We start from the raw sequence: 21,064 nt of genomic DNA on the forward strand, positions 1-21,064 counted from the left end.
ACATAAGCAGCAAAAAAAGCAGCCTTGCCCGAATGAACGGAACAAGGCTGCTTGGTTTTGCTATTGTACACTATTTATAGATGACATCCCCGAGCCGGGTAATCTCATTATAATTTAATGACATTAGCAGCTTGTGGACCACGGTTTCCTTGAGTAATTTCGAATTCAACCTCTTGGCCTTCGTCCAAAGCTTTGAATCCTTCGCCTTGGATTGCGGAATAGTGAACGAATACATCTTCACCGTTCTCCACTTGAATAAATCCGTAGCCTTTTTCTGCGTTAAACCATTTTACAGTACCTTTCAAGATCAAAACCTCCTCACTTAATCCACCCTTACAGGCGAATATTTACATTATAATTGAGGTCATTTGAGAACGCAACTTTTTTTATTGAACAATTATTTGATTTCAAGTATGGGCTGGGGTATCATGATCGATAAGGCTGTCTTCGCGGCAGTGCGCAAGATTCACGGTGTCCTGCACCATGGAAACGGGGTTTTTATATGATAAAAAAGCATGTCATTTACAAGACGGACAAGTGGAATATGATGACGGTTGAAGTGCAGGGCCGTTATATCATATTGCGGGAAATTTCAGACCAATGGGGCGAAGAATGCCACAACTTTCTGAGCCGCCCGGCACTGATGCATTGGGCCAAACAGCGCTTCCCCAAAGAAGACTATGTCGGCAAGGAAGATGAATGGAATCAGATTATGGACGCTTTCAAGCAAGTGTAAAGGCAGGTAATCCATGAATTCGTCAACGAATCTAATCTTCATTATTTTGGCTTTTTCTCTCGGGGCCATTCTGATTTGGAAAAAAGAAACGGTGCCTGCTCCGCTGCGCCGCCCGATGGCTATTGTGGCGCTTCTCTTAATCGCATTCGCTTTTTTCCTGATTGTATACTCGCTTGTGACGCTGGGCGCCTAAGACAAGATTCGATGTCGATCAGATTTCTTGGGATGCTTCGTGATCATAAGGGTGCTTTTTAAAGCAACCTCTTTCAATAGTTTTACGGCACTTCGGTCATACTAGCCTTCAGATTCGAGTCTCAGCCCGAACGACAGGAGGATAGATATGACCGCACAGCGCCGCGCTATAATCTTACTCGTCGCAGGAGCTTTATTAAGCGCCGCGTTGATCCCTGCTCCGGCTGTGCCGGCTCAAGCAGCAGATTCATCACGGCAATCGCGATTCCAAGAACATTTAATGAGGAGGGCACATATGCAACAAGTAATGAAACGCTCGGAAGTACCGCAAGAAGACCGTTGGAAGCTGGAGGATCTGTTCGGATCCAAGGCGGAATGGGAGCGAGAGTACGAACTCGTGCTTCAATTGTTGGAGAAGATGAAGCAATACCACGGCAAGCTCAGCGACGCCAAGACGTTGAGCGCTTGCTTCGAGCTGGAAGATGATATTTCCTTACATACCGAGCGCTTATACGTATATGCGAATATGCGCCATCACGAAGATACTGCCGAACCGCAATATCAGTCGCTGTCCGAGAAGTCCAAGCAGTTGACAGTCACAGTAGGAGAAGCGCTCTCCTTCATGACTCCGGAAATTTTGGCTCTGTCCGACGAACAGCTCGATAAGCTGATTGCGGATCCGGCGCTTGCAAGCTACCGCTTTACGCTGACAGAAATGAAGCGCCAGAAGGCCCATGTGCTGTCCAAGCAAGAGGAAGCGCTGCTGGCCCAAGTCGGAAGCATGTCGAAGGCGCCGGAAAGCATCTACAGCATGCTGAACAATGCCGATATGAAGTTTCCCAAGATCAAAAATGAAAAAGGCGAAGAAGTAGAATTGACGCACGGCCGTTACATTCAATTTCTCGAGAGCCGCAACGCCGACGTGCGCAAAGCTTCTTTCGAAGCCGTATACGGGACGTATCGCGCTCAACGCAACACAATTGCCGCGACGCTGAATGCCAACGTGACGAAGAATCTGTTCTACGCGCGAGCGCGCAAATATCCTTCCGCGCTCGAAATGTACCTTTTCGGTGACAACATTCCGAAGGAAGTATATACGAACCTGATTAACACCATTCATAAGCATTTGCCGCTCATGCATCGCTATATGAAGCTTCGCAAGCAGCTCTTGAATGCCGACGAGCTCCATATGTATGATTTGTTCGCTCCTGTCGTGGATGAGTTCGACATGAACATCACGTTCGACGAAGCAAAGGCAACCGTCAAAGAGAGCTTGAAGCCGCTTGGCGAGAAATATCTAGAGGCGCTGCAGGAAGGCTTCGATAAGGGCTGGATCGACGTGTACGAGAACGAAGGAAAGCGTACGGGGGCTTACAGCTGGGGCGCATACGGCACACATCCTTACGTGCTGTTGAATCACAAGGACAACCTGAACAGCATGTTCACGTTGACTCACGAAATGGGCCATGCGCTCCATTCGTATCATTCCGACAACAACCTGCCGTATCGTGATGCGCAATATACGATTTTCTTGGCCGAAGTAGCGTCGACATTGAACGAGGCGCTGCTCATGGATTATATGCTGAAGAAGACGAACGACAAGAAAGAGAAGATGTACCTGCTCGCCTACTACATCGACCAGTTCCGGACAACAGTATTCCGTCAGACGATGTTCGCGGAGTTCGAGATGATTATTCACGAGCGCGCCGAGAAAGGCGAAGCATTGACTCCGCAGCTGCTGTGCGAAGTGTACTATGATTTGAACAAAAAGTACTACGGAGACGACATGGTCGTCGACAAAGATATCGAAATGGAATGGGCACGCATTCCGCACTTCTATACCAGCTTCTACGTGTATAAATACGCGACAGGCTTTTCTGCCGCGCAAAGCTTTGCCAAGCAAATACTGGATGATGGCCAGCCAGCCGTTGAACGCTATTTGGGCTTCCTGAAGAGCGGCGGCAGCGACTACTCGATCAACATTTTGAAGAAAGCCGGCGTCGACATGTCCACGCCTACTCCAATCGAGGAAGGCATGAGCCTTCTGGAATCGCTCATTACCGAAATGGAGCAAATGGCTGCCAAATAAGATGCCATGCAATGAGAAAGCGGGGTCCTGTCGGGCACCCGCTTTTTCTCGCTTATCCCCTAATGCTGCACGTCCGTTCCGTCGAATGGCCAGCTGCGCTGGATTCCCGCCTCATCGAGTTCTTTTTGATAGGCCTTCAAGTGGGGCATATGACCGTGCACTTCGTGTGGCGTCACGCCATTGTCCAAAGCATATGCGACGAGATGGCCAATCGACTCCCCAATATTCCATTCCGTCGGGTGGAGGCGATAGCAGCCGTTCGCAATTTGCGTCGTGCCGATATTTTTGCAGGCGGGGAGCACATTTTGCACCCGCTTCGGAATGAGCGCGCCAAGCGGAATCTCATACCGATAGGCCGGAATGAACATACTGCGGCGGCTCTTGGCCGTCATGTGCAGATCCAGAAAGTAATGTCCTACACCGACACTGTCCTCGTAACGGCGGATTCCCTCCCCTTTGCCCTGCCGCAACTCCTTATTTACATCTGCTTCCGTAATCGTATAGATCGCCTGAATTCGTCTCGATTCTCGAATATACGGCGACTTCGCCAAGCCGTCCTCCGTTCCGACCGCCTTGCCGCACAGCCTGAGTCCCGGATAGCCCGTTCCACCGTCCTCGCGAGGAGCTTCCGTCTGCAGCCAATATAACAACGACAAGCTTAATTGCTTCGCCCTCTCCACATGCTGCTGCCGTTCTTCATAAGGCATCTCGATGATCGATGCCAAGGAGTAATCGTTCTGCGGCCAATTGATGAGCGAAATATCGCCCTCTGCCTCCCCTATCCTGAACTGCGCCGCATCCAAGACGCGGCGATAGGTCCACATTGGCAGCTCGCTGCTTCCCGGCAGGAACGTAAAGCTGCGATATTCATCATTGGCGTTCGGCTTCGTATCCCACCAGCTTAGCAGCGGATAGGGCGATCCCTCATGATAGAAGCTGCGCCAGAATTCGTACATTTCGGGTTGCGGTATCGGAGCCGTGAGATGAGCTGCATGCTCCGGCAGCATCTCAACCGCGATGACGACCGTGAACGCTTGGGTATCCTCTGGATTCGCTTCATCGGGCGCGTGCGGCTCTCCGGTATCGTGCCTCGATTCGGCCCCGACATTGTATTCCACCCCAGCGAGCGGAAGCAAGTCGCCATATTCAGTAGCATCCACGAAATAATCGCCGGCAAGAGCCGTCTCTTCTCCGCTCTTCAAATGCCGGACGGTGACCTCCTGCACCTGGTCTCCCTCCGTCTGTGCCCGGACCGGTATCGTGTCATACAAAATATGCAGACGGCCCTCTTCCACGAATGGCCGCAGCCATTGCTGCAAAATGCCATGCGCTGCGGCCGGTTCATGACTTATACGGCTGACCCACGCATTGCCGGGATTGAAATGTTCGTAGAAGCGCGCCTCGTCGCATACTAGATCCGGCCGCACTCGCCTGCGGTAATAATGCCGAACCTGTTGGCGGAATTCCCGATAGGAGTCCGTGCATCCCGTCTGTTCTATCCAAGGATGCTCATCCGGCGGCACAGCCTGACTCGTCAGCTGTCCGCCTACCCAATCCGTCTCTTCCGTCAAGACGACTTGATATCCCCGCTTTGCCAACACCCATGCCGCAAGCGTGCCTCCAAGCCCCCCGCCGTTAACCACTGCATCCGCTTTCATCCTTTTCATCGCGATCCCCCTTTTCCACATTAACCCGCCTGATACGAGCATATCATGCTTTAGCATTGTTTTGAATCATTTCGCCTTAATTTATTTTATTTTTGGAGAATGCATTCAACTTGTGACGAAAGCAGTCGAACATTATACTGATAAGTAGATATATAGAACCATGAGGAGGATTTCTCGATGCGTATTCAATGGTCTTTGCTGGCTGGGCTCTTTTTCGCGTTGATTACGGCCATCTTCGCCGTTATTAACGTCAATCCGGTCCAAGTTAATTTGTTGTTCGGCACATTTGACGTACCACTCATTTTGCTCATCCTTGGCTGCACCTTGTTAGGGGCCATCATTGTGGGTTCTTACAGCATTTATTTGCAGTACAAATCCCAGAAGAAGCTGAAAGGGCTGGAACAGCAGCTTGCTCAAGTGCTGGACGCGACAGGATATGTCATTCCGGACACTGCAGGAGAGCCGGCTCCGCAAGGCACTGAGGATCTGGGCGACGCCTCCAACGCTTCCGCTGATCGGAAGCATGCCGAGTAACATAACGATTCGCTCGGGATGAGTTGGATATACAATAAGGAGGATATACAATGAATCAACCTGTCATAACATCGGAGCCGTTTCATGCGGCGATAGACGAGAATTATGTAATTTCATTTTTAATGGAGCTGCTTCAGACCCCAAGCCCAACCGGCTATACGCATCACATTATGAAGCGTATCGGCGAAGAAGCGCAGCGTCTCGGCTATTCATTCGAGCTTACACAAAAAGGATGCGGCGTAATTAGAGTGAATGGCGCAAAAGGCAATGCGGAGAAAGTCATCGGCTTATCGGCCCATGTCGATACGCTTGGCGCCATGGTCCGTTCCATTAACGCAGACGGGACGCTACGGCTCACTTCGTTAGGCGGATACATGTCTCATTCGATGGAGAACGAGTACTGCCAAATACATACTCGGGACGGACGTGTCTACACCGGCACGATTATGACGAATCACCCATCCGTTCACGTGTTCAGCGACGCGCGCGATTATGCGCGTGAAGAAAAAAATATGATGGTGCGCATTGATGAGCTTGTGCACACCAAGCCGGATACCGAAGCGCTTGGCATCCGCACGGGCGATTATGTGTCCTTCGATGCGCGCCCGGTTCACCTGCATAACGGCTTGATCAAATCGCGGCATTTGGACGACAAAGCAAGCGTCGCAGCACTCTTCGGCGTATTGGAGAGCATGAAGCGGACATCTTGGCAGCCGCAGCATAATATTGTCATCTTCATTACGAACTATGAGGAGATCGGTCATGGCGCATCATACATTCCTCAAGAAATAACGGAATTGATCGCGGTCGACATGGGCGCAATGGGGGACGATTTGGCTTGCAAAGAGACCGATGTGTCTATATGCGCCAAAGATTCCTCCGGTCCTTACGACTACATGATGACCGGACAATTGATCGCACTGGCCGAGCGTGAAGGCGTAGAGTATGCCGTGGACATTTATCCGCATTACGGTTCGGATGCTTCCGCCGCTTTGCGGGGAGGCCATAACATTCGCGCCGCGCTCATCGGACCGGGCGTGCACGCATCCCATGCGATGGAACGCACCCATCAGAATGCGGTCCTCAATACGGCGCGGCTTCTCTCCGCTTACATTAGGGAGTAGTAACCAACCGGCCGGCGCACAGCAGAACAATGTTAGCCGGAGAGACGATACTCTCTCCGTTCGGCGCTTCCGCTCACTCTCCCCTTCGGTCAGTAACTACGATTCCAGCATCACCGAAGCTCCATGGTGTGGTCGAATGGTTGAGATAATAGCTGGAGGGAGCGTCTCCCACTCAATCCTGCAATTGAGAGGTTCCCTTTTTGCATCTTTCACAGCGCTGGACTGCAATCGTGCAGTTCAGATTCGCATAATTGCAAAAATTATGGCAATCATTCTGATTTGAATTGCACTTTTGCACTTCAAACGCCGAAAAGGGAAAGATTTCGCAAAAACTGCTGCACATTTGCAGTTCGTCGGCTCCATCCAGCGGGAGGAATGACCTTTCTGAACGAGAGAGTGTGTAAAGAGAAGTGCCAGCAGCGTAATCTATTTATTAGAATTGTATCAGCCGGACGGCAAACTGTACCCATGATAAGGAGGAAGAACCATGTCGGAGCGCTTTCAAGCACTAGTCGTGCGCAAATCAGATAGCGATAACGTAGACGTGTCCGTACAGGAGCTTGGCATGTCCGATCTGCCGGAAGGCAGCGTTACGATCCGCGTCGCGTATTCCAGCTTGAATTACAAAGACGCATTGGCTTGCTCGCCGATTGGCGGCATCGTTAAAGCGTACCCCTTCATCCCGGGAATCGATCTGTCGGGCATCGTAATGGCAAGCCAAGACCCGCGCTTTACCGTCGGCCAGCCTGTACTGGTGACCGGATATGAACTAGGGGTATCTCATTTCGGCGGTCTCGCCGAAATCGTGCGCGTCCCTGGAGATTGGGTCGTGCCTGTGCCCGATTCACTCAGCTTACGGGAGGCGATGGTGTTCGGTACGGCAGGATTGACGGCAGCGTTAGCCGTAGAGCGCCTTGAACGGCACGGCGTTCGTCCGGATGACGGCCCGGTGCTTGTTACCGGAGCAAGCGGCGGGGTCGGCTCCATTTCCGTCGCCATGCTGGCCAAGCTCGGATACGAGGTTACCGCCGCCAGCGGCAAGAGCCAATTGGCCGGCAGCCTGCGGAATTTAGGCGCCGCTCATGTCGTATCGCGGCAGGAGTGGCAGCCGGAACGGCCGCGCGCGTTGGATAAGCAGCGCTGGGCGGCGGCCATCGATGTATGCGGCGGCGACATTCTTGCGGCCGTCCTCGCTTCTACCCGGTATGGCGGAGCCGTTGCCGCCGCCGGACTGACGGCAGGAGGACAGCTGCCGACGACGGTCTATCCCTTCATCTTGAGGGGGATAGCCTTATATGGAATTGATTCGGTCTATGTTTCGGCCGATCAGCGGACCAGGCTCTGGTCCAGAATGGCTGGTGAATGGAAGTTCATTGCCGGAGACAATGAATGGATTCATGACCTATCTCTTCAAGAGGTTCCGGAATATACCGCACGCATGCTCGAAGGGCAGACATGGGGACGCGCGCTTGTCCGCATCGCGGCGGAAGAACGGGAATAATCGCGCCGAACTTGACGGTGCAGCAGAGAGCTTATTCCTGCAACGATGCCGCACGGGAGAGCGCGCCAATGTCAGTTTTATATGCCCATATTTTCATACAACAAAAGAGCAGGCGCCGATTCATAAGATCAGCGCCTGCTCTTTCGTTATTACGATGATTCTCCCAACGCCTGTCCGGATCGTTTCCATCGCGCGATCATTTCGTTGGCCGCCTGTTCCAGCGGCACGCTGATGGCCACCTTCGGAATGTTAACTTGAGCCTTGACCAAATGCTTGTTCGCTTTCGCAATCGATTGCTTCCACGACGGAATCCGGGCCATGAGCCGATCTGGATTCACGACTTGAATGCCGATAAAATGCTCGCCCATAAATTCATAAATAAAAATGTCTTTCACTTCTTCCCATGTCACTTCGCCTGCCGCACTCAAGGAGGCATTATCAATGAAGCCTTCCTCCGAGATAACCAGCGCCGGCTTCGGCACCGCCAAGCGGAAGAGGGCGTACGCCAACGTTAGCGCAAAAAATAACGCGCAAACTCCGCCGACGACAACGGATACGCCCTCACTGTCAAGCATCAGTAAGATACCGATGGCGACGAATACAAGCGACCCCAACAGAGTTAATATCAATTTGCGCTTGCTTGGATAAATTACATATGCATTCGGCTCTGCTTCATATGCTGTCACGACAGGGCATCTCTCCTTTCCTCCCACATCCTTTTTATCTAAACCGTTAAAGGATGATGCAACCTCTTGCAGCAAAATCATTTCACTTATTGCGGAGCTCCCTCGGCCGCCGAGTATCCCGTTCCACCGGCCAATGTTATTTTTGCTTCTCCGCCTCAATCTGTTCCGCCAGCTCGCTTAAATAGGTCCAGCGCTCCATTAAATCACTCAGCTGTATCTGGGCCGCGCTGTCTTCCTTCATGAGCTCCTGCAGACGGGCGGAGTCGCTGAATGCTTGCTCCATTTCCTTCTGGATGCGCTCGATATTTGCTTCGGCCTCGGCAATTCGATCCTCGATTTTCTCATATTCACGCTCTTCCTTATAAGACATTTTCAGCTTTGTCTTACGGTCGAGACGTTCGGATTTATCTGCCGCCGGCTTGGCTGCTTGTTCGGCCTCCGCCCTTGCTCCTTCGCCGTATTTCGCCTTCCACTCCATATATTCTGAATAATTGCCCACATGCTGTTCTATCGCTCCATTTTCGAACGACCAGATTCGTTCTGCCACCCGATCCAAGAAGTAGCGATCATGGGAGACGGCAATGACAACGCCAGGGAAATCGTCCAAATAATCTTCGAGCACGGCCAACGTTTGCACGTCCAAATCATTCGTCGGCTCATCGAGCAGCAGGACGTTCGGCGCTTCCAGCAGCATGCGCAGCAGCTGGAGCCTTCTCTTCTCTCCCCCCGACAGCTTGCCGATTAAGGTCCACTGCATGGCGGGAGAGAACAAGAACCGCTCGAGCATTTGCGCCGCGGTAATGGTCTGCCCGTCCGCCGTACGGACCGTCTCCGCGCCTTCGCGCACGTATTCGATTACCCGCATCGATTCATCCATTTCCTCATGCTCCTGCGTGAAGAATCCAATGCGCACCGTCGGCCCGAGCACGATCGAGCCTGCATCGGGTTCTCGCAGCCCGGCAATCATCCGAAGCAGCGTTGATTTTCCGCTTCCATTCGGTCCGATGATGCCGATGCGATCTTCAGGAACCGCAATATAATTTACATCCTGGAACAGCGCTTGACCGTTAACGGAACAGCCGACATGCTCAAGCTCCATTATCTTCTTCCCGAGCCGGGCGGACAAGGTTGAGACGTCCACCTGATCGCCCTTCGCAAGCGAGCCGTCCGCTTGCAGCGCTTCGAATCGTTGAATGCGGGCCTTCTGTTTCGTCGACCGCGCTTTCGCGCCGCGCCGGATCCATGCCAGCTCCTGACGCAGCAGATTCTGCCGCTTATCTTCGCTTGCCGCTTCCCTTGCTTCACGGTCTGCCTTTAGCTCCAAGAAACGGGTATAGTTCGCTTCATAAAAGAAAGCGCGTCCTTGATCAAGCTCCATCATGCGATTGGCAACCCGGTCCAGAAAGTAACGATCATGCGTAATCATAAGCAGCGCACCCGAGCGCTTCTGCAGCAACGTCTCCAGCCATGCGACCGTATCGTTGTCGATATGGTTCGTCGGCTCGTCAAGCAACAAAATATCAGATGGATGAATGAGCGCGGAAGCAAGCGCAACACGCTTCCGCTGCCCGCCGGACAAGGTGCCCATCTTGGCGTCGAACTGCCGAATGCCGAGCTTGGACAGAATCGTCTTCGCTTCGCTTTCAAGCTGCCATGCTTGCAGCCGCTCCATATCGTCGCTTGCGCGCACAAGTCTCATCTGTGCGGCTTCATCGTCAGGCTTGCGGCGCGCTTCTTCCAAGCATTCCGTATACGTCCGGACGGCGACCATCTCGGGCGCATCTCCCCCAAGCACTTGATCGAGCACGGCAGTCTCCGGATCAAATACAGGCTCCTGCGGCACATATTGCATAGTCACCCGATTGCCTATAAGCACTTGCCCTTCTTCCAACGGCTCCAATCCAGCGATCGTACGCATAAACGTGGATTTTCCCGTTCCGTTCACACCGACGATGCCAACGCGGTCCCCAGCTTCAATTCCGAAGGTTACCTCCTTGAACAGCGTCTTCTCGCCGTAGCTTTTGCCGAGCTGATCTATCGTCATTACATGCATCACAAATCCCCCATTCGGTTCGCAAGCAAATACGCATCATTTACTCAAAAAAGGAGAACCCGAGGTTCTCCCCTTGCTGTTATCCATTTCCGGCACCATTGGCCGAGCCGCCCCTATTACCGCCGAGAGACTTCTGCATGATTCGCGGCACACCCATTCATGAACAAATCGGCAACAAATCGAATGCGCTGCTGCAAATCTCGTTCCGTAAATTCAGGCGAGAATAAAATATCCAACTTGATCATATCCAGCATGCCCGTGTACGATTTGGCATGCAGTATCGGCTCCGGCAAGCCGTAAGCCTCCATCGTCTCCGAAATAAGACGCATATAGCTTTGCATGAAGTCCCGAAGCGCAGCCATCATGTCCGGGTCGTTATTCGGCTTCTTGAAGAACAGGTTCGTATACTGTTTGCGGTTATAGTAATAGCGCAAGTGATGGTCGGCAATAAATCGCAGCCGTTCCTCCAATGAATGGCGCTGATTCAGGCCGAATTCAAGCTCGCGCAAATATTGTTCAAAATCACGCACCGTCATCGCGGTGAACAATTGTTCCTTACTCTTGAAATATAAATAAAGCGTTCCTTTGGCAATGCCTGCTTTATCGGCAATATCGGACATTTTCGTCTCATAAAAGCCATCGGAACCGAAGAGCTCGTATGCCGCATCTAAAATGAGGTGCAGCTTATCGCCATAACCGTAACTCATCGGCCCATCTCCTCCACTTCTGCCCAAGCCATGACCTATGCCTGATATTCTTTGTTCGAATATATCACGAGTTCGATTGCTTGTCGATTTCAATCCATTTTATTTCTATAAAGCTCATATACTTCCATCACATTCCATATAACAATAGCACAAGCAAAGAAACAACACCGCCGGCGCATGAAGTAGTCATATTGACCCTATCATTGTTCATCCAGCCAGCGCCGCGAACGAGCTCGGTTGGAATACCGCAATGTTCCGTTCGTTCCGTGGCAGCGCCGCACTTGCTGCAGCGGTAGCTCGCTTGGACAGTGGCGCCGAATAAGGAGTCGAGCATGGCTCCTGCCACGCCTCCTATTCCAGCCGCGCCAATAATCGCCCCTGCATCAATCCAGCTAAGCCGCTCGGCCCCCATAATAAGCATGAACGCTACGGCAGCAACGCCAATAGTCAGCGCTCCCGCAGCGGAAGCAAGGGTCCCTATGACGGATACGGCCCCGGATGTTCCTGCGGGAACCGTACGGCCCGTCAGGATGGAACGGGGAGGCTTCGGGCTGAGGCTGCCGATTTCCGTAGCCCACGTGTCCGCATTGACCGTAGCCATCACCCCGATGAACAACCACATCCAGAGCGAGTTCGGAGCAGCGTAATTCAAGAGACAGAGAAGCATGCCAATGCCGCCGTTCGCAAACACCTGGCCCGCATCGCGCTCTCCGGTTTTTTCATATAATTCATCAAAGCGCGCCTTCCTTCGCTTCTTCCACTTGGACCAACCGGTTGACGTAACGAAAAAAGCCAACAGCAATCCGAACCAGAAAAGGTCTCCGCTCCCGTAATATATCGTCCCCATCATAACAGCTGCGGCGGCGCCCGATGCTGTAAGCGATCGTTTCCACCACGCCGCGCCTGCCACGAGCAGACTTCCAGCGAAACCAATCAACCAAGGACTGATGGCGCCCCATAGGCTCATCCACTCTTCAAACAACTTCGTCCCTCCTCGAGACTCCAACAAGCCTCTTCTGTTCCGGCCATTCTAACCCAGATCCGCAATCGTGCAGGAACCGAGCACCTCTTCGCGCAGACAGAGCGCCAGCCGATCTCCGGCCTGCACCGGACCTACTCCTGCAGGCGTCCCGGTAAACAATAGGTCTCCTTCACCCAAGCCATAATGCTTAGCGACATAGGAAATGAGCGCATTCAGCGGGAATATCATCTCTTCTGCGGCCCCAAGCTGTACAGTTGCATCATTTTTCACCAGCGAAAAAGGCATGCGCTCAAGCTCAGACGTGCCCGGAAACGGCACAAAACGCGTAATGGGGGCACTATTCAGCACTCCCTTCGCCGCAAGCCACGGATGTCCTTTTTGCTTCAGCAGATCCTGCACGTCTCTAAGCGTAAAGTCAATGCCTAACGCATAAGCATCCACCGCTTCGTCTGCAGTCATACCCGTCGTCACCTTGCGGCCAATACGAAGCACAAGCTCAAGCTCATGGTGAACCGCGCCGGCATGAAGCGGCAGAGGAAGCTCCGTCCAATCGGCAATCAACGTTACAGCGTGGGAAGGCTTCAAAAACACCATCGGCTGTGCAGGCACGTCATTGCCGAGCTCTGCCGCATGCAGGCGGTAATTGCGTCCGATGCAGTACACGTTGCGCACGGAGGACGGGACGAAATTTACATTTACATCCGCGTTCATCGTTCATGTCTCCCTTCAAGGCACCTATTTTTTATTTCGATTCAATACGTCCATGATCGTCAATGGATACACGGCTGGAGATGCTTTCGACGTGCTTCATCAGTTCGGTTCCTTTTTCTCCCTCAAGCGGCACCGGCTGCCCCAGATCGGTGCGGAACGGCTTCATCTGCAGGTCGCATTTGCCGCTCTTCGTGCATTCCGCCTGCAGCACCATCGTATCCCACGTCTTAGGCAGCTCGTTCAGCGTAAACACAAAATTGCCCACGCTGTACGCAATCCACTTGTCTTTATACCGCTCAAAGCCTTGCAGCACATGCGGGTGGCCGCCGACAATCAGATCGGCGCCGGAATCGACATATAATTGCGCCAATTCTTTTTGATACTCGACAGGATAATCCTCGCGCTCTTTACCCCAATGGGCAATGACGATAACAAGATCGGCCTGCTGCTTCGCTTCCTTAATCGCCTTTGCCGCCTGCTCTTTCGTGCCTTCATAGGTGGTCGCCACCCCCGGCTTGTTCTTCCCTGCATACCAGCTTGAGTCCGGGATGACGCGGGTAAAGCCGAGAATCGCCATCTTAATGCCTTGGCGTTCCACAATAACGGGAGTGTAAGCTTCTCTGCTGTCCTTCCCTGCCCCGACATATTTCACATTCGCTTTATTGAGCGCTTTGAACGTATCGAGCAGTCCGTCTTCCCCTTGATCCATCGTATGGTTGTTGGCCAGATTGACGATGTCGATGCCTGCATTCGCGATGGCTTCGGCCGCCAGCGGGGATGTCTTGTATATGAAGTCCTTCTCTTCCGCCGGAACGCCGTCCGTCGTAAGCGGCGTCTCCAAGTTCCCAATGGACAGATCTGCCGCTTGCAGCAACCCTTTGACATATTGAAACGGAAAGTCGTACCCCTTCTCCTGGACGAGGGCCTCTACTTTGCCAGCCATCATTATATCCCCGACAAAGGATAGGCGCACCACCGGCTCTTTCCCTGGAGAATCTTGATCTTCGGGCTGAACGCCCTCTGCATCGCCTCCATCTCCCCGTTGACCGCTCGCGTCATCCTGCCCCTTCGCTTCGTTGGCATCAGCGCCATCCGATGAAGGTCCGGCCGCCGGCTCGACAGTCAACTCATTCACATCAGGCGCAGAGCCGCCGATTAATCCGCTCTGCCAACCGTAGATGGCGGCTGCAATGATGACAATGCCCAGAATGGCATTTCCCCATAGACGATTCCGCTTCTTCTTTTTACGTTGTTCCCGCTCCTCTTTAGCTCGATCCACTCTCGATAATGTCATAGTCTCTCCTCAATCTCGGTCACTGAGTGACTTCTATTTTAACGTTCGGCGCCAATAGCAAAGAACTAGGAGTTCCCCAAGTCCTATGGTAAGATGGGTTCAAACAAGATGTTAAAAGATGTTGCGTTCATCGCAACAGCGGGAGAAAGAAGGTTATAAAATGCTATATCACGTGCATTGCTTTGCCGGCCTGGGCGAATTGATCGGACAAGCCGTCGCGACGGTCGAAGCCGACCGCGCGTCAATCTCCGCAGCAGAGCTGAAAGGAATGATGGCTGTCCGGTATCCGCATGCCGCGCAAGCGGTTTTGCGCGCCTTTGTGGCGGTCAATCAACAATATGCCGCGGACGACCGCATGATCGCGCCGCAGGATGAATTGGCCTTAATCCCGCCGGTATCCGGCGGAGACGGAACCTCGGCGTCCTCCGCCGGGACAGGCCCCGTCCGTTCCGGCGATGGCCGATTTGCGCTTATGTATGAACCCATCTCGGTCGAAGCCGTCTCTGGCGCGGTTGCGCATCCCGACCACGGCGCAGCGCTGCTGTTCATCGGCACGACCCGCGAGCATACGAACGGCAAGCGAACGATGCAGCTCGATTATGAGGCGTACGTGCCGATGGCGCTCAAGATGCTCCAGTCCATCGGCGAAGAGATTGCCGCGCGCTGGCCCGGCACATTAACCGCGATTGCTCACCGCTTGGGCACGGTTCCTGTCGGAGAAGCAAGCGTCGTTATCGCGGTGTCTTCCCCGCATCGGCCAGGCTGCTATGATGCAAGCCGTTATGCCATCGAGCGCTTGAAGCAGCGCGTCCCTATCTGGAAGAAAGAAATATGGGAGGATGGATCTGAATGGGTCGGTCATCAGCTCGGGGACGAGTCCTGGAATCCGATGACCGAGCCGGATCAGCCCAAGTAACGGTCATGTACGATGCGCGCTTCGACCGGATCTTTCGTCCCGTGCACCAGCACCCTTCCGTCGCGGAAGACGACTAGGCGGTGCGCATCGGCCTGCAAAGACACCAAATACGGATTGACCCGCACCTCTCCATGGCGAACAGAACGAAATCGCTCGGCGATATCGTCCAAATCAAGCTCCACTCGATGGGCAGGCCGTATTTGAACGGTATCCCGGCCGCACAGAATATCAGTCTTGCGGTGATGGGCAGCGCTAAGATACGGATACGCGGCGTCTATCCCGCAGGACGGGCAATCGGGACGTTTTGCATCCTTCACTCCGATGGCCGTGTGCTGATTCGTCCACAAGTCGAACGAGACCAAAGTATGGCGCAGCGCTTCATGATGTCCCGTCAGCCACTTCAACGCCTCGGCCGTCTGATAAGAGACCACCATCTGTACGGCTGGGGCAATAATTCCCGCCGTATCGCATGTTGCCCCGCCAAGCGGCACTGTCTCCAGCAGACAGTTCAGGCATGGCGTCTCCTGCGGCACAAACATCATCGACATGCCGTAGCTCCCCACACAAGCGCCGTAAATCCATGGGATTCCCTTTTTCATCGCGTAATCGTTAACCAAAAGACGCGTATCGAAATTATCGGTCGCATCCATAATCAACTGCGCCCCGGCCGCTAATGCGTCTAGTTCGTCAACCGTCACGTCGGCAACCACCCCGTGCACATGCGCTTCGCTATTAATCGCCTTCAATCGCCGTTCGGCGGCAACCGCCTTCGGCAGACGCTCATCCGCATCCGCTTCGGCGTACAGCTGCTGGCGCTGCAGATTGCTCCACTCCACATAATCCCGATCCACGATCGTCACCGTTCCAACTCCCGCGCGCACCAGCATTTCGGCAGTGCCTGATCCGAGCGCTCCCGCACCGACGATGAGAACACGGCTCTCCTTCAGCCGGCGCTGCCCTTCCGGGCCGATAGGCTGAAAGCGTTCTTGGCGAGAATAGCGATCATGGCTTGAATGATTGCTTATTGTCCCATCCGGCACGGCCGACGCTTTCGTCTCCCGCATGTCGTCGCCTCCCTCAAGTGTTGCGTGCAGCTGCTTGATAATACCCTTTTTATCATCACTACTATTTTACATGAATGCGATTCAAAAGCCTACTTCATCCCTCTCATCCAGCGGACATTCGCTAATTTCGCTTTCTTCCTGTATTGAATCTCTCCCGCCGAACATACAATGTAGGTGATCGACCGTTTAAGTCCCATCACATGTACTGAGGTGAAGTCATGCCCGCCCCGCGTGTGCTTATCGGAAGTCCCGTCCGCCAAACAGCGGACATATTGAATCCTTTTCTAACGTCGCTGGAACGGCTGGATGCGAAGCGGCATGCCGCAGACTGCCTGTTCATTGACGATATGAATCCCCCGAAGCATCGCTTGAGCTGGTTGCGTGATTAGCCGTCAGGCGGTTCGCGCCGGTGTGAGCTTCGCTGAAATCCGCAATGTGTCCTTCTGGGGAGAGGACCGGCACTTTTGCATCCGTGCGGCAGCTCTGGGTTTTCCATTGTTTGTCGATACGCGGCGGCCGGCCTATCACATCTATCGTGCTTCGGACCTGCAAGGAGCGGACGCTTATTTGCAGAGCGCCTCTCAGATCCATTCAGACGGCAACGAACACGGCCATAATTAAAAATCAGGCTTCCCTGCTCAAATCGAGCATTTGTCCTACGCGTGCCATCCTGCCCGTATCCAACATTTCGGTTGGGCGCTACCGGAGGATCGCCGCGCTAAATACGAACGCTACCGCCGTTTGGATCCTGACGGGACATGGGGCTCCACGGCACAGTACGAATCGATTCTCGATCCTGAGCCGCGGCTGCTGCCTTGGAAAGAGTAACGCCGCGCTCTTATTCCTGCTGCAAGATGCCTGCATCGTGACTGCTGTTCTGAATCAAGCCTTTGGCTTCCCCACTGGGAAGCTCGCCTTCAGCCTTCTTAGCGCCTCAGCCGCAGCGGGATGATATCCACCCGCGTTCCCGCAGGCATGACCCCGTTCGTCGGCGGAATGCAGATGAGGCAGTCCGCATCGCGAATCGTAATCGTCGCGTTGGACATATCGATGCCTGCCAGCCGTACCGTAAGGTTCCCGTTCTCATCGGTCGCATAATTGCCCCGAACGAACCGTTCAAAGCGATCCTGCTTCGCAAACGGCTCCATAAGCGCCGCCGTCATTCGATGAGGACTCGGTTCATGCGCCCCCTGCATGCGCAGCAGCGCGGGACGGACGAACATTTCGAAACCGACATAGCAAGCGCTTGGATTGCCGGATAGGGCAAAAAGCAGCTTCCCGTGTAGCAAGCCGACGGTTGTCGGACTGCCTGGACGCATCGCAACCTTATTGAACAGCAATTCGCCTGACCAATTATTCGTCAGATCGTACATGACATCGTAGTCGCCGACGGACACGCCTCCCGTCGTAACGACGGCGTCGAATTCCTTCATCGCTTCCATGATGACTGACTTCGCCCGCTCCAGTTCATCGGGAACATGCGGCAGCAGATGCGGAATCCCGCCTGCTTCCCGGACTTGAGCGGCCAGCATGAAGCTGTTGCTGTTGCGAATCTTGCCCGGCTCCAGCGGCGCAGAGACGTCGAGCAGCTCGTGCCCGGTGGACAAGATTGCCACGCGCGGCCGGCGGTGCACTTGAACGGTCGCGCAGCCGAACATGGCAAGCAAGGCCATTTCTCCCGCTCCGATGCGGCGGCCGCTGCCCACCATCAGCTCGCCCTGCTCAATCTCTACGCCGACAGGCAATAGGTTATCGCCTTCCGTTACCGGCTGCCGCAGCTCCAGCTCGCGCTTGCCGGCAGAGCCGCATTCCGTCGTCTCCTCCAGCTTGACGACCGCGTCTGCTCCTTCCGGGACCTGTGCGCCCGTCATTATGCGCACTGCTTCTCCCGGACGCAACGAACGGCTTGCAACCGTTCCGCACGCTACCTCCTCCGTTACTCGCAGCCGGACCGGCTTCTCCAGCCCAGCAGACGCAAGGTCTGCTGCACGGACCGCATAGCCGTCCATCATGGAACGGCAAAAATGCGGCACCGGCACATCCGAGCGCACTGTCGCCGCCGCATGTCTGCCGTATGCTTCTTCCAGCGGAATGAATTCCACTCCTCCCGCCTTCATTCGTGACATGACCCTGGATTGCGCTTCCTGCACGGATATAATCGTGCGATTAAATTTAGGATCTGTTGCATAATTATTGGGCTTCGTCATTTGCGCCCTCCTTCTATTCGCTGCGGGCTGTTTCTGTCACGTCAACATGTCTTTGCAAATACATATACACGGTTGCGAGCAGACATGTCAAGGACAGCCCCTGGCAACACAAAGAAGGCCGCGCAGAACGGCCTTCCCTGAAAAAAACGATTCAATATCACCCGGTTGTCGTATAGACGGGCTTCAATTCATTGTCGCGGCTTGCACTGTACGAATACGCATCTTCTCCCGCCGCTCTGCCGCTGCGGATGCAGTCTGGCATTCCGACGCCTTCATACGGCTGTCCAGCCAAATATACGCCAGGCAGCTCGCGACGAACGGCCTCGCGCAGGGCGGCAATCGCCTGCACGTGTCCGACCGGATACTGCGGCATGGAGCTCCGTAAGCGGGTAATCTCCACGAATTCCGGCTCGGCTTCAATAGCCATCAGATCGAGCAGCTCTTTTTTCACCGTTCGTTTCAGCGCATCGTCCGGCCATTCCACGCGTTCTTCATCACCGGCACGGCCGATATAGCAACGAACGATAAGTTTGTCCTCGCTGCTCGTGTGCGGCCATTTGATAGAAGTCCACGTACAAGCGGTAATGGCTCTTCCTTCCTTGCGGGAAATAAGGAAGCCGGTCCCGTCCACCGGCATTTTAATCTGCGTGCGGTCGAATACGCTGACGACATTCGCCACCGACACATGATTGATGGCCTGAAGCGCGCTAACATCGACGTGCGCATCCAGGAATGATGCCGCGTGATAAGACGGAGTCGTCACGACGATGGAAGACGCCTCCAACGTGCTGCCATCCTGCAAAGCAATGAGGTAACGGCCGTCATCCTGCTTGTCGAACCTTTCCGCGCCGGCGCCCAACCGAAGCTCGACCTTGTCCTTCAGCACTTCTTCCAGCCTCTCGACAAGCGATGTCAAGCCGTTCCGGAACGTCAAGAACATCGAGCCCTTCGCCACATCCGGCAGTCCGGGCAGCGATTGTCCCGCCTTGCGGTTCGACTGCATCCCGCGGATTAGGCTGCCATGCTTGCGCTCGACTTCCCCGAATTGCGGAAATGTGGCCTGCAGGCTCAACTTGCTCATATCCCCCGCATAAATGCCGGCCAAGAGCGGTTCCGCCACGTTCTCGGTTACTTCCTTGCCCAGGCGCCGGTCCAGAAACGAGCCCAGCGACTCGTCATCCGGCGAGGTGCGGGGCTTCTTCACCAAGTCCATCAGGGCCCGCATCTTCCCGAAGACGGAGATAAGGCCCGTCTTGGCGAACGGACCCAATTCCGTCGGAATGCCAAGCACGAGCCCCGGCGGCATGCGGTACATTTTGCCCCGCCGTACAATATATGTTTTTTTGGCATGCGGATTCGTCGCCACGAGCTCCGATTCCAAACCTAAATCGCGCGCTAAATCAATCATCGGCAGCTTGCGCGCAAGAAAGGAATCCGGTCCCTTCTCAATGACGCAGCCTTCCTTCCGCAGCGTTTCTATCTTGCCGCCCAAGCGTGAAGCCGATTCGACAACGGTGACCGACAGCGTTTGGCCGCGCTCCTCCGCTTGCTTCACCGCATAATAAGCGGCCGATAGTCCCGTAATTCCTCCGCCGATAATGACAAGATCCCGCGAACCATTCATGTTGTGCCCCTTCTTTCTTTCAAGCTCCCAATTGATTCAATTTCATGACGACATCCGCAAGCGCTGACATATATTTCGGATCATCATTCAGCATGCGAATGCGTTTAAAATTCATATTCATGCGTTCTGCCGACTGCGTCGCCTCGATATCCAAGTCGTACAGCACTTCCAAATGATCGGACACGAATCCGATCGGTGCGGACAGCACATGCTTCACACCCTCTTGGCGCAGCGCATCAAGCGTATCCAATATATCCGGCCCCAGCCACGGCGCAGCAGTTCGTCCGGCGCTCTGCCAGGTGAAGCGCCATTGTCCTTCCTTCAATCCGCAGCGCTCCGCAATGGCGGAAGCAGTCGCATTCAATTCGTCCGGATACGGATCGTTCATTTCTAGGATGCGTGCCGGCAAGCTGTGCGCACTGAACAGCACTTCCACTTTTTCACGGGACACGCCTTCCGACACATAAGCGTCCAATTGCTCTTGAACGCGCTCTGTCAACGCATCTAGCAAATCGGGATGCAGATGGTAGCTATTCACGCATTTCAGCGCGATATCCCGCTTCTCCGCCGCTTCCTGCGCGCGTTTGTTGTAGCTTCCCACGCTCATTACGGAATAATGCGGCGCCAACACCACGCTGACAGCTTCGCGAATGCCATTCTGCGCCATCGCGGCGATGCCGTCCTCAATAAACGGATCGACATGCTTCAGGCCCTGATAGCACACATATTGCACATCCGTTCCTTCCGCCGCGCGATCAAGCATGCGCTGCAATCCTTGGACTTGACGGTCGGTATGCTCGCGCAGCGGAAATACTCCGCCCACAATCGCTTCATACCGCTCTGTAAGCTCCTGCAGCTGCTCTTCCGAAGGCGGATGTCCACGGCGAATATGCGTGTAATACGGCTCTATTTCTTCCATGCTGCGCGGTGTCCCGTAGGACATCACGAGAACTCCTACTTTGCGTTTACCCATCTCT

The 21,064-nt window shown here is 54.2% G+C and carries 21 protein-coding genes; 9 read left to right on the plus strand and 12 right to left on the minus strand.

Features of this window, described 5'->3' with window-relative positions; translation table 11 throughout:
- Window positions 1-107: 107 nt before the first annotated feature.
- Window positions 108-305 (minus strand): cold shock domain-containing protein, encoded by a 198-nt coding sequence (locus tag JSQ80_RS02960; RefSeq protein ID WP_087435125.1) that lies wholly within the window; start codon window positions 303-305, stop codon window positions 108-110.
- Window positions 306-502: 197 nt separating this feature from the next.
- On the opposite strand from JSQ80_RS02960, the gene JSQ80_RS02965 reads away from it, so the two are divergent.
- The 3 genes from JSQ80_RS02965 to pepF all read left to right on the plus strand — a co-directional run bounded on the left by JSQ80_RS02965 (window position 503) and on the right by pepF (window position 3,017).
- Window positions 503-736 carry a hypothetical protein gene (locus JSQ80_RS02965; RefSeq protein WP_206094287.1) on the plus strand — a complete coding sequence of 78 codons (234 nt, stop codon included), beginning with the start codon at window positions 503-505 and terminating at the stop codon, window positions 734-736.
- A 13-nt stretch (window positions 737-749) separates the two neighbouring features.
- Window positions 750-929, plus strand: coding sequence for a hypothetical protein (locus tag JSQ80_RS02970; RefSeq protein WP_087435127.1), 180 nt, complete (start codon window positions 750-752; stop codon window positions 927-929).
- 294 nt (window positions 930-1,223) lie between these two features.
- Window positions 1,224-3,017, plus strand: a complete 1,794-nt coding sequence (gene pepF, locus JSQ80_RS02975) for an oligoendopeptidase F (RefSeq protein WP_206094288.1) — start codon at window positions 1,224-1,226, stop codon at window positions 3,015-3,017.
- A 59-nt stretch (window positions 3,018-3,076) separates the two neighbouring features.
- On the opposite strand, the gene JSQ80_RS02980 is transcribed toward pepF, so the two are convergent.
- Entirely contained in the window at window positions 3,077-4,684 is a 1,608-nt protein-coding gene (locus tag JSQ80_RS02980) for an FAD-dependent oxidoreductase (RefSeq protein WP_206094289.1), read from the minus strand.
- Between the two features lie 177 nt (window positions 4,685-4,861).
- On the opposite strand from JSQ80_RS02980, the gene JSQ80_RS02985 reads away from it, so the two are divergent.
- The 3 genes from JSQ80_RS02985 (at window position 4,862) to JSQ80_RS02995 (ending at window position 7,843) form a co-directional block, all read left to right on the plus strand.
- On the plus strand, window positions 4,862-5,218 hold the full coding sequence (locus tag JSQ80_RS02985) for a LapA family protein (protein ID WP_087435130.1): 357 nt from the start codon (window positions 4,862-4,864) through the stop codon (window positions 5,216-5,218).
- 50 nt (window positions 5,219-5,268) lie between these two features.
- Entirely contained in the window at window positions 5,269-6,342 is a 1,074-nt protein-coding gene (locus tag JSQ80_RS02990) for a M42 family metallopeptidase (RefSeq protein WP_206094290.1), read from the plus strand.
- Window positions 6,343-6,829: 487 nt separating this feature from the next.
- Window positions 6,830-7,843 carry an oxidoreductase gene (locus JSQ80_RS02995; RefSeq protein ID WP_206094291.1) on the plus strand — a complete coding sequence of 338 codons (1,014 nt, stop codon included), beginning with the start codon at window positions 6,830-6,832 and terminating at the stop codon, window positions 7,841-7,843.
- Between the two features lie 149 nt (window positions 7,844-7,992).
- Here the strand turns inward: JSQ80_RS02995 and JSQ80_RS03000 are convergent, their stop codons facing one another.
- From JSQ80_RS03000 to JSQ80_RS03025, 6 genes are all read right to left on the minus strand, one after another.
- Complete coding sequence (locus tag JSQ80_RS03000) at window positions 7,993-8,529, minus strand: STM3941 family protein (protein ID WP_206094292.1); 537 nt, start codon at window positions 8,527-8,529, stop codon at window positions 7,993-7,995.
- A 136-nt stretch (window positions 8,530-8,665) separates the two neighbouring features.
- Complete coding sequence (locus JSQ80_RS03005) at window positions 8,666-10,582, minus strand: ABC-F family ATP-binding cassette domain-containing protein (protein WP_206094293.1); 1,917 nt, start codon at window positions 10,580-10,582, stop codon at window positions 8,666-8,668.
- Between the two features lie 116 nt (window positions 10,583-10,698).
- Window positions 10,699-11,289, minus strand: coding sequence for a TetR/AcrR family transcriptional regulator (locus JSQ80_RS03010; RefSeq protein ID WP_206094294.1), 591 nt, complete (start codon window positions 11,287-11,289; stop codon window positions 10,699-10,701).
- Between the two features lie 127 nt (window positions 11,290-11,416).
- Window positions 11,417-12,271 (minus strand): DUF92 domain-containing protein, encoded by an 855-nt coding sequence (locus tag JSQ80_RS03015; protein WP_240463510.1) that lies wholly within the window; start codon window positions 12,269-12,271, stop codon window positions 11,417-11,419.
- Between the two features lie 48 nt (window positions 12,272-12,319).
- Window positions 12,320-12,982 (minus strand): fumarylacetoacetate hydrolase family protein, encoded by a 663-nt coding sequence (locus JSQ80_RS03020; RefSeq protein ID WP_087435136.1) that lies wholly within the window; start codon window positions 12,980-12,982, stop codon window positions 12,320-12,322.
- A 31-nt stretch (window positions 12,983-13,013) separates the two neighbouring features.
- Window positions 13,014-14,276 (minus strand): CapA family protein, encoded by a 1,263-nt coding sequence (locus JSQ80_RS03025; RefSeq protein ID WP_206094295.1) that lies wholly within the window; start codon window positions 14,274-14,276, stop codon window positions 13,014-13,016.
- A gap of 160 nt (window positions 14,277-14,436) precedes the next feature.
- Here JSQ80_RS03025 and JSQ80_RS29405 point away from each other — a divergent pair, with 160 nt between their 5' ends.
- Complete coding sequence (locus tag JSQ80_RS29405; RefSeq protein ID WP_206094296.1) at window positions 14,437-15,192, plus strand: molybdenum cofactor biosynthesis protein; 756 nt, start codon at window positions 14,437-14,439, stop codon at window positions 15,190-15,192.
- On the opposite strand, the gene JSQ80_RS03035 is transcribed toward JSQ80_RS29405, so the two are convergent.
- Window positions 15,180-16,256: a thiazole biosynthesis adenylyltransferase ThiF gene (locus JSQ80_RS03035; RefSeq protein ID WP_206094297.1), complete on the minus strand. Its 1,077-nt coding sequence runs from the start codon at window positions 16,254-16,256 to the stop codon at window positions 15,180-15,182. The two genes, JSQ80_RS29405 and JSQ80_RS03035, sit on opposite strands and share 13 nt — an antisense overlap.
- Before the next feature lie 218 nt (window positions 16,257-16,474).
- Here JSQ80_RS03035 and JSQ80_RS03040 point away from each other — a divergent pair, with 218 nt between their 5' ends.
- On the plus strand, window positions 16,475-16,645 hold the full coding sequence (locus JSQ80_RS03040) for a hypothetical protein (RefSeq protein WP_206094298.1): 171 nt from the start codon (window positions 16,475-16,477) through the stop codon (window positions 16,643-16,645).
- The gene (locus JSQ80_RS03045; protein ID WP_206094299.1) at window positions 16,638-16,877 is read left to right on the plus strand and encodes a hypothetical protein; all 240 of its coding nucleotides are present in this window, start codon (window positions 16,638-16,640) and stop codon (window positions 16,875-16,877) included. The genes JSQ80_RS03040 and JSQ80_RS03045 overlap by 8 nt, the downstream gene beginning before the upstream one ends.
- A gap of 305 nt (window positions 16,878-17,182) precedes the next feature.
- Here the strand turns inward: JSQ80_RS03045 and JSQ80_RS03050 are convergent, their stop codons facing one another.
- The 3 genes from JSQ80_RS03050 to hemH form a co-directional block, all read right to left on the minus strand.
- The gene (locus tag JSQ80_RS03050; protein ID WP_206094300.1) at window positions 17,183-18,463 is read right to left on the minus strand and encodes a molybdopterin molybdotransferase MoeA; all 1,281 of its coding nucleotides are present in this window, start codon (window positions 18,461-18,463) and stop codon (window positions 17,183-17,185) included.
- Between the two features lie 157 nt (window positions 18,464-18,620).
- Complete coding sequence (gene hemG / locus JSQ80_RS03055) at window positions 18,621-20,087, minus strand: protoporphyrinogen oxidase (RefSeq protein WP_206094301.1); 1,467 nt, start codon at window positions 20,085-20,087, stop codon at window positions 18,621-18,623.
- A 19-nt stretch (window positions 20,088-20,106) separates the two neighbouring features.
- Window positions 20,107-21,060, minus strand: coding sequence for a ferrochelatase (hemH, locus tag JSQ80_RS03060; RefSeq protein WP_087435142.1), 954 nt, complete (start codon window positions 21,058-21,060; stop codon window positions 20,107-20,109).
- Window positions 21,061-21,064 lie beyond the last annotated feature (4 nt).

The sequence above is a fragment of the Paenibacillus apiarius genome (genome assembly GCF_017052585.1).
Classification (GTDB): domain Bacteria; phylum Bacillota; class Bacilli; order Paenibacillales; family Paenibacillaceae; genus Paenibacillus_B; species Paenibacillus_B apiarius.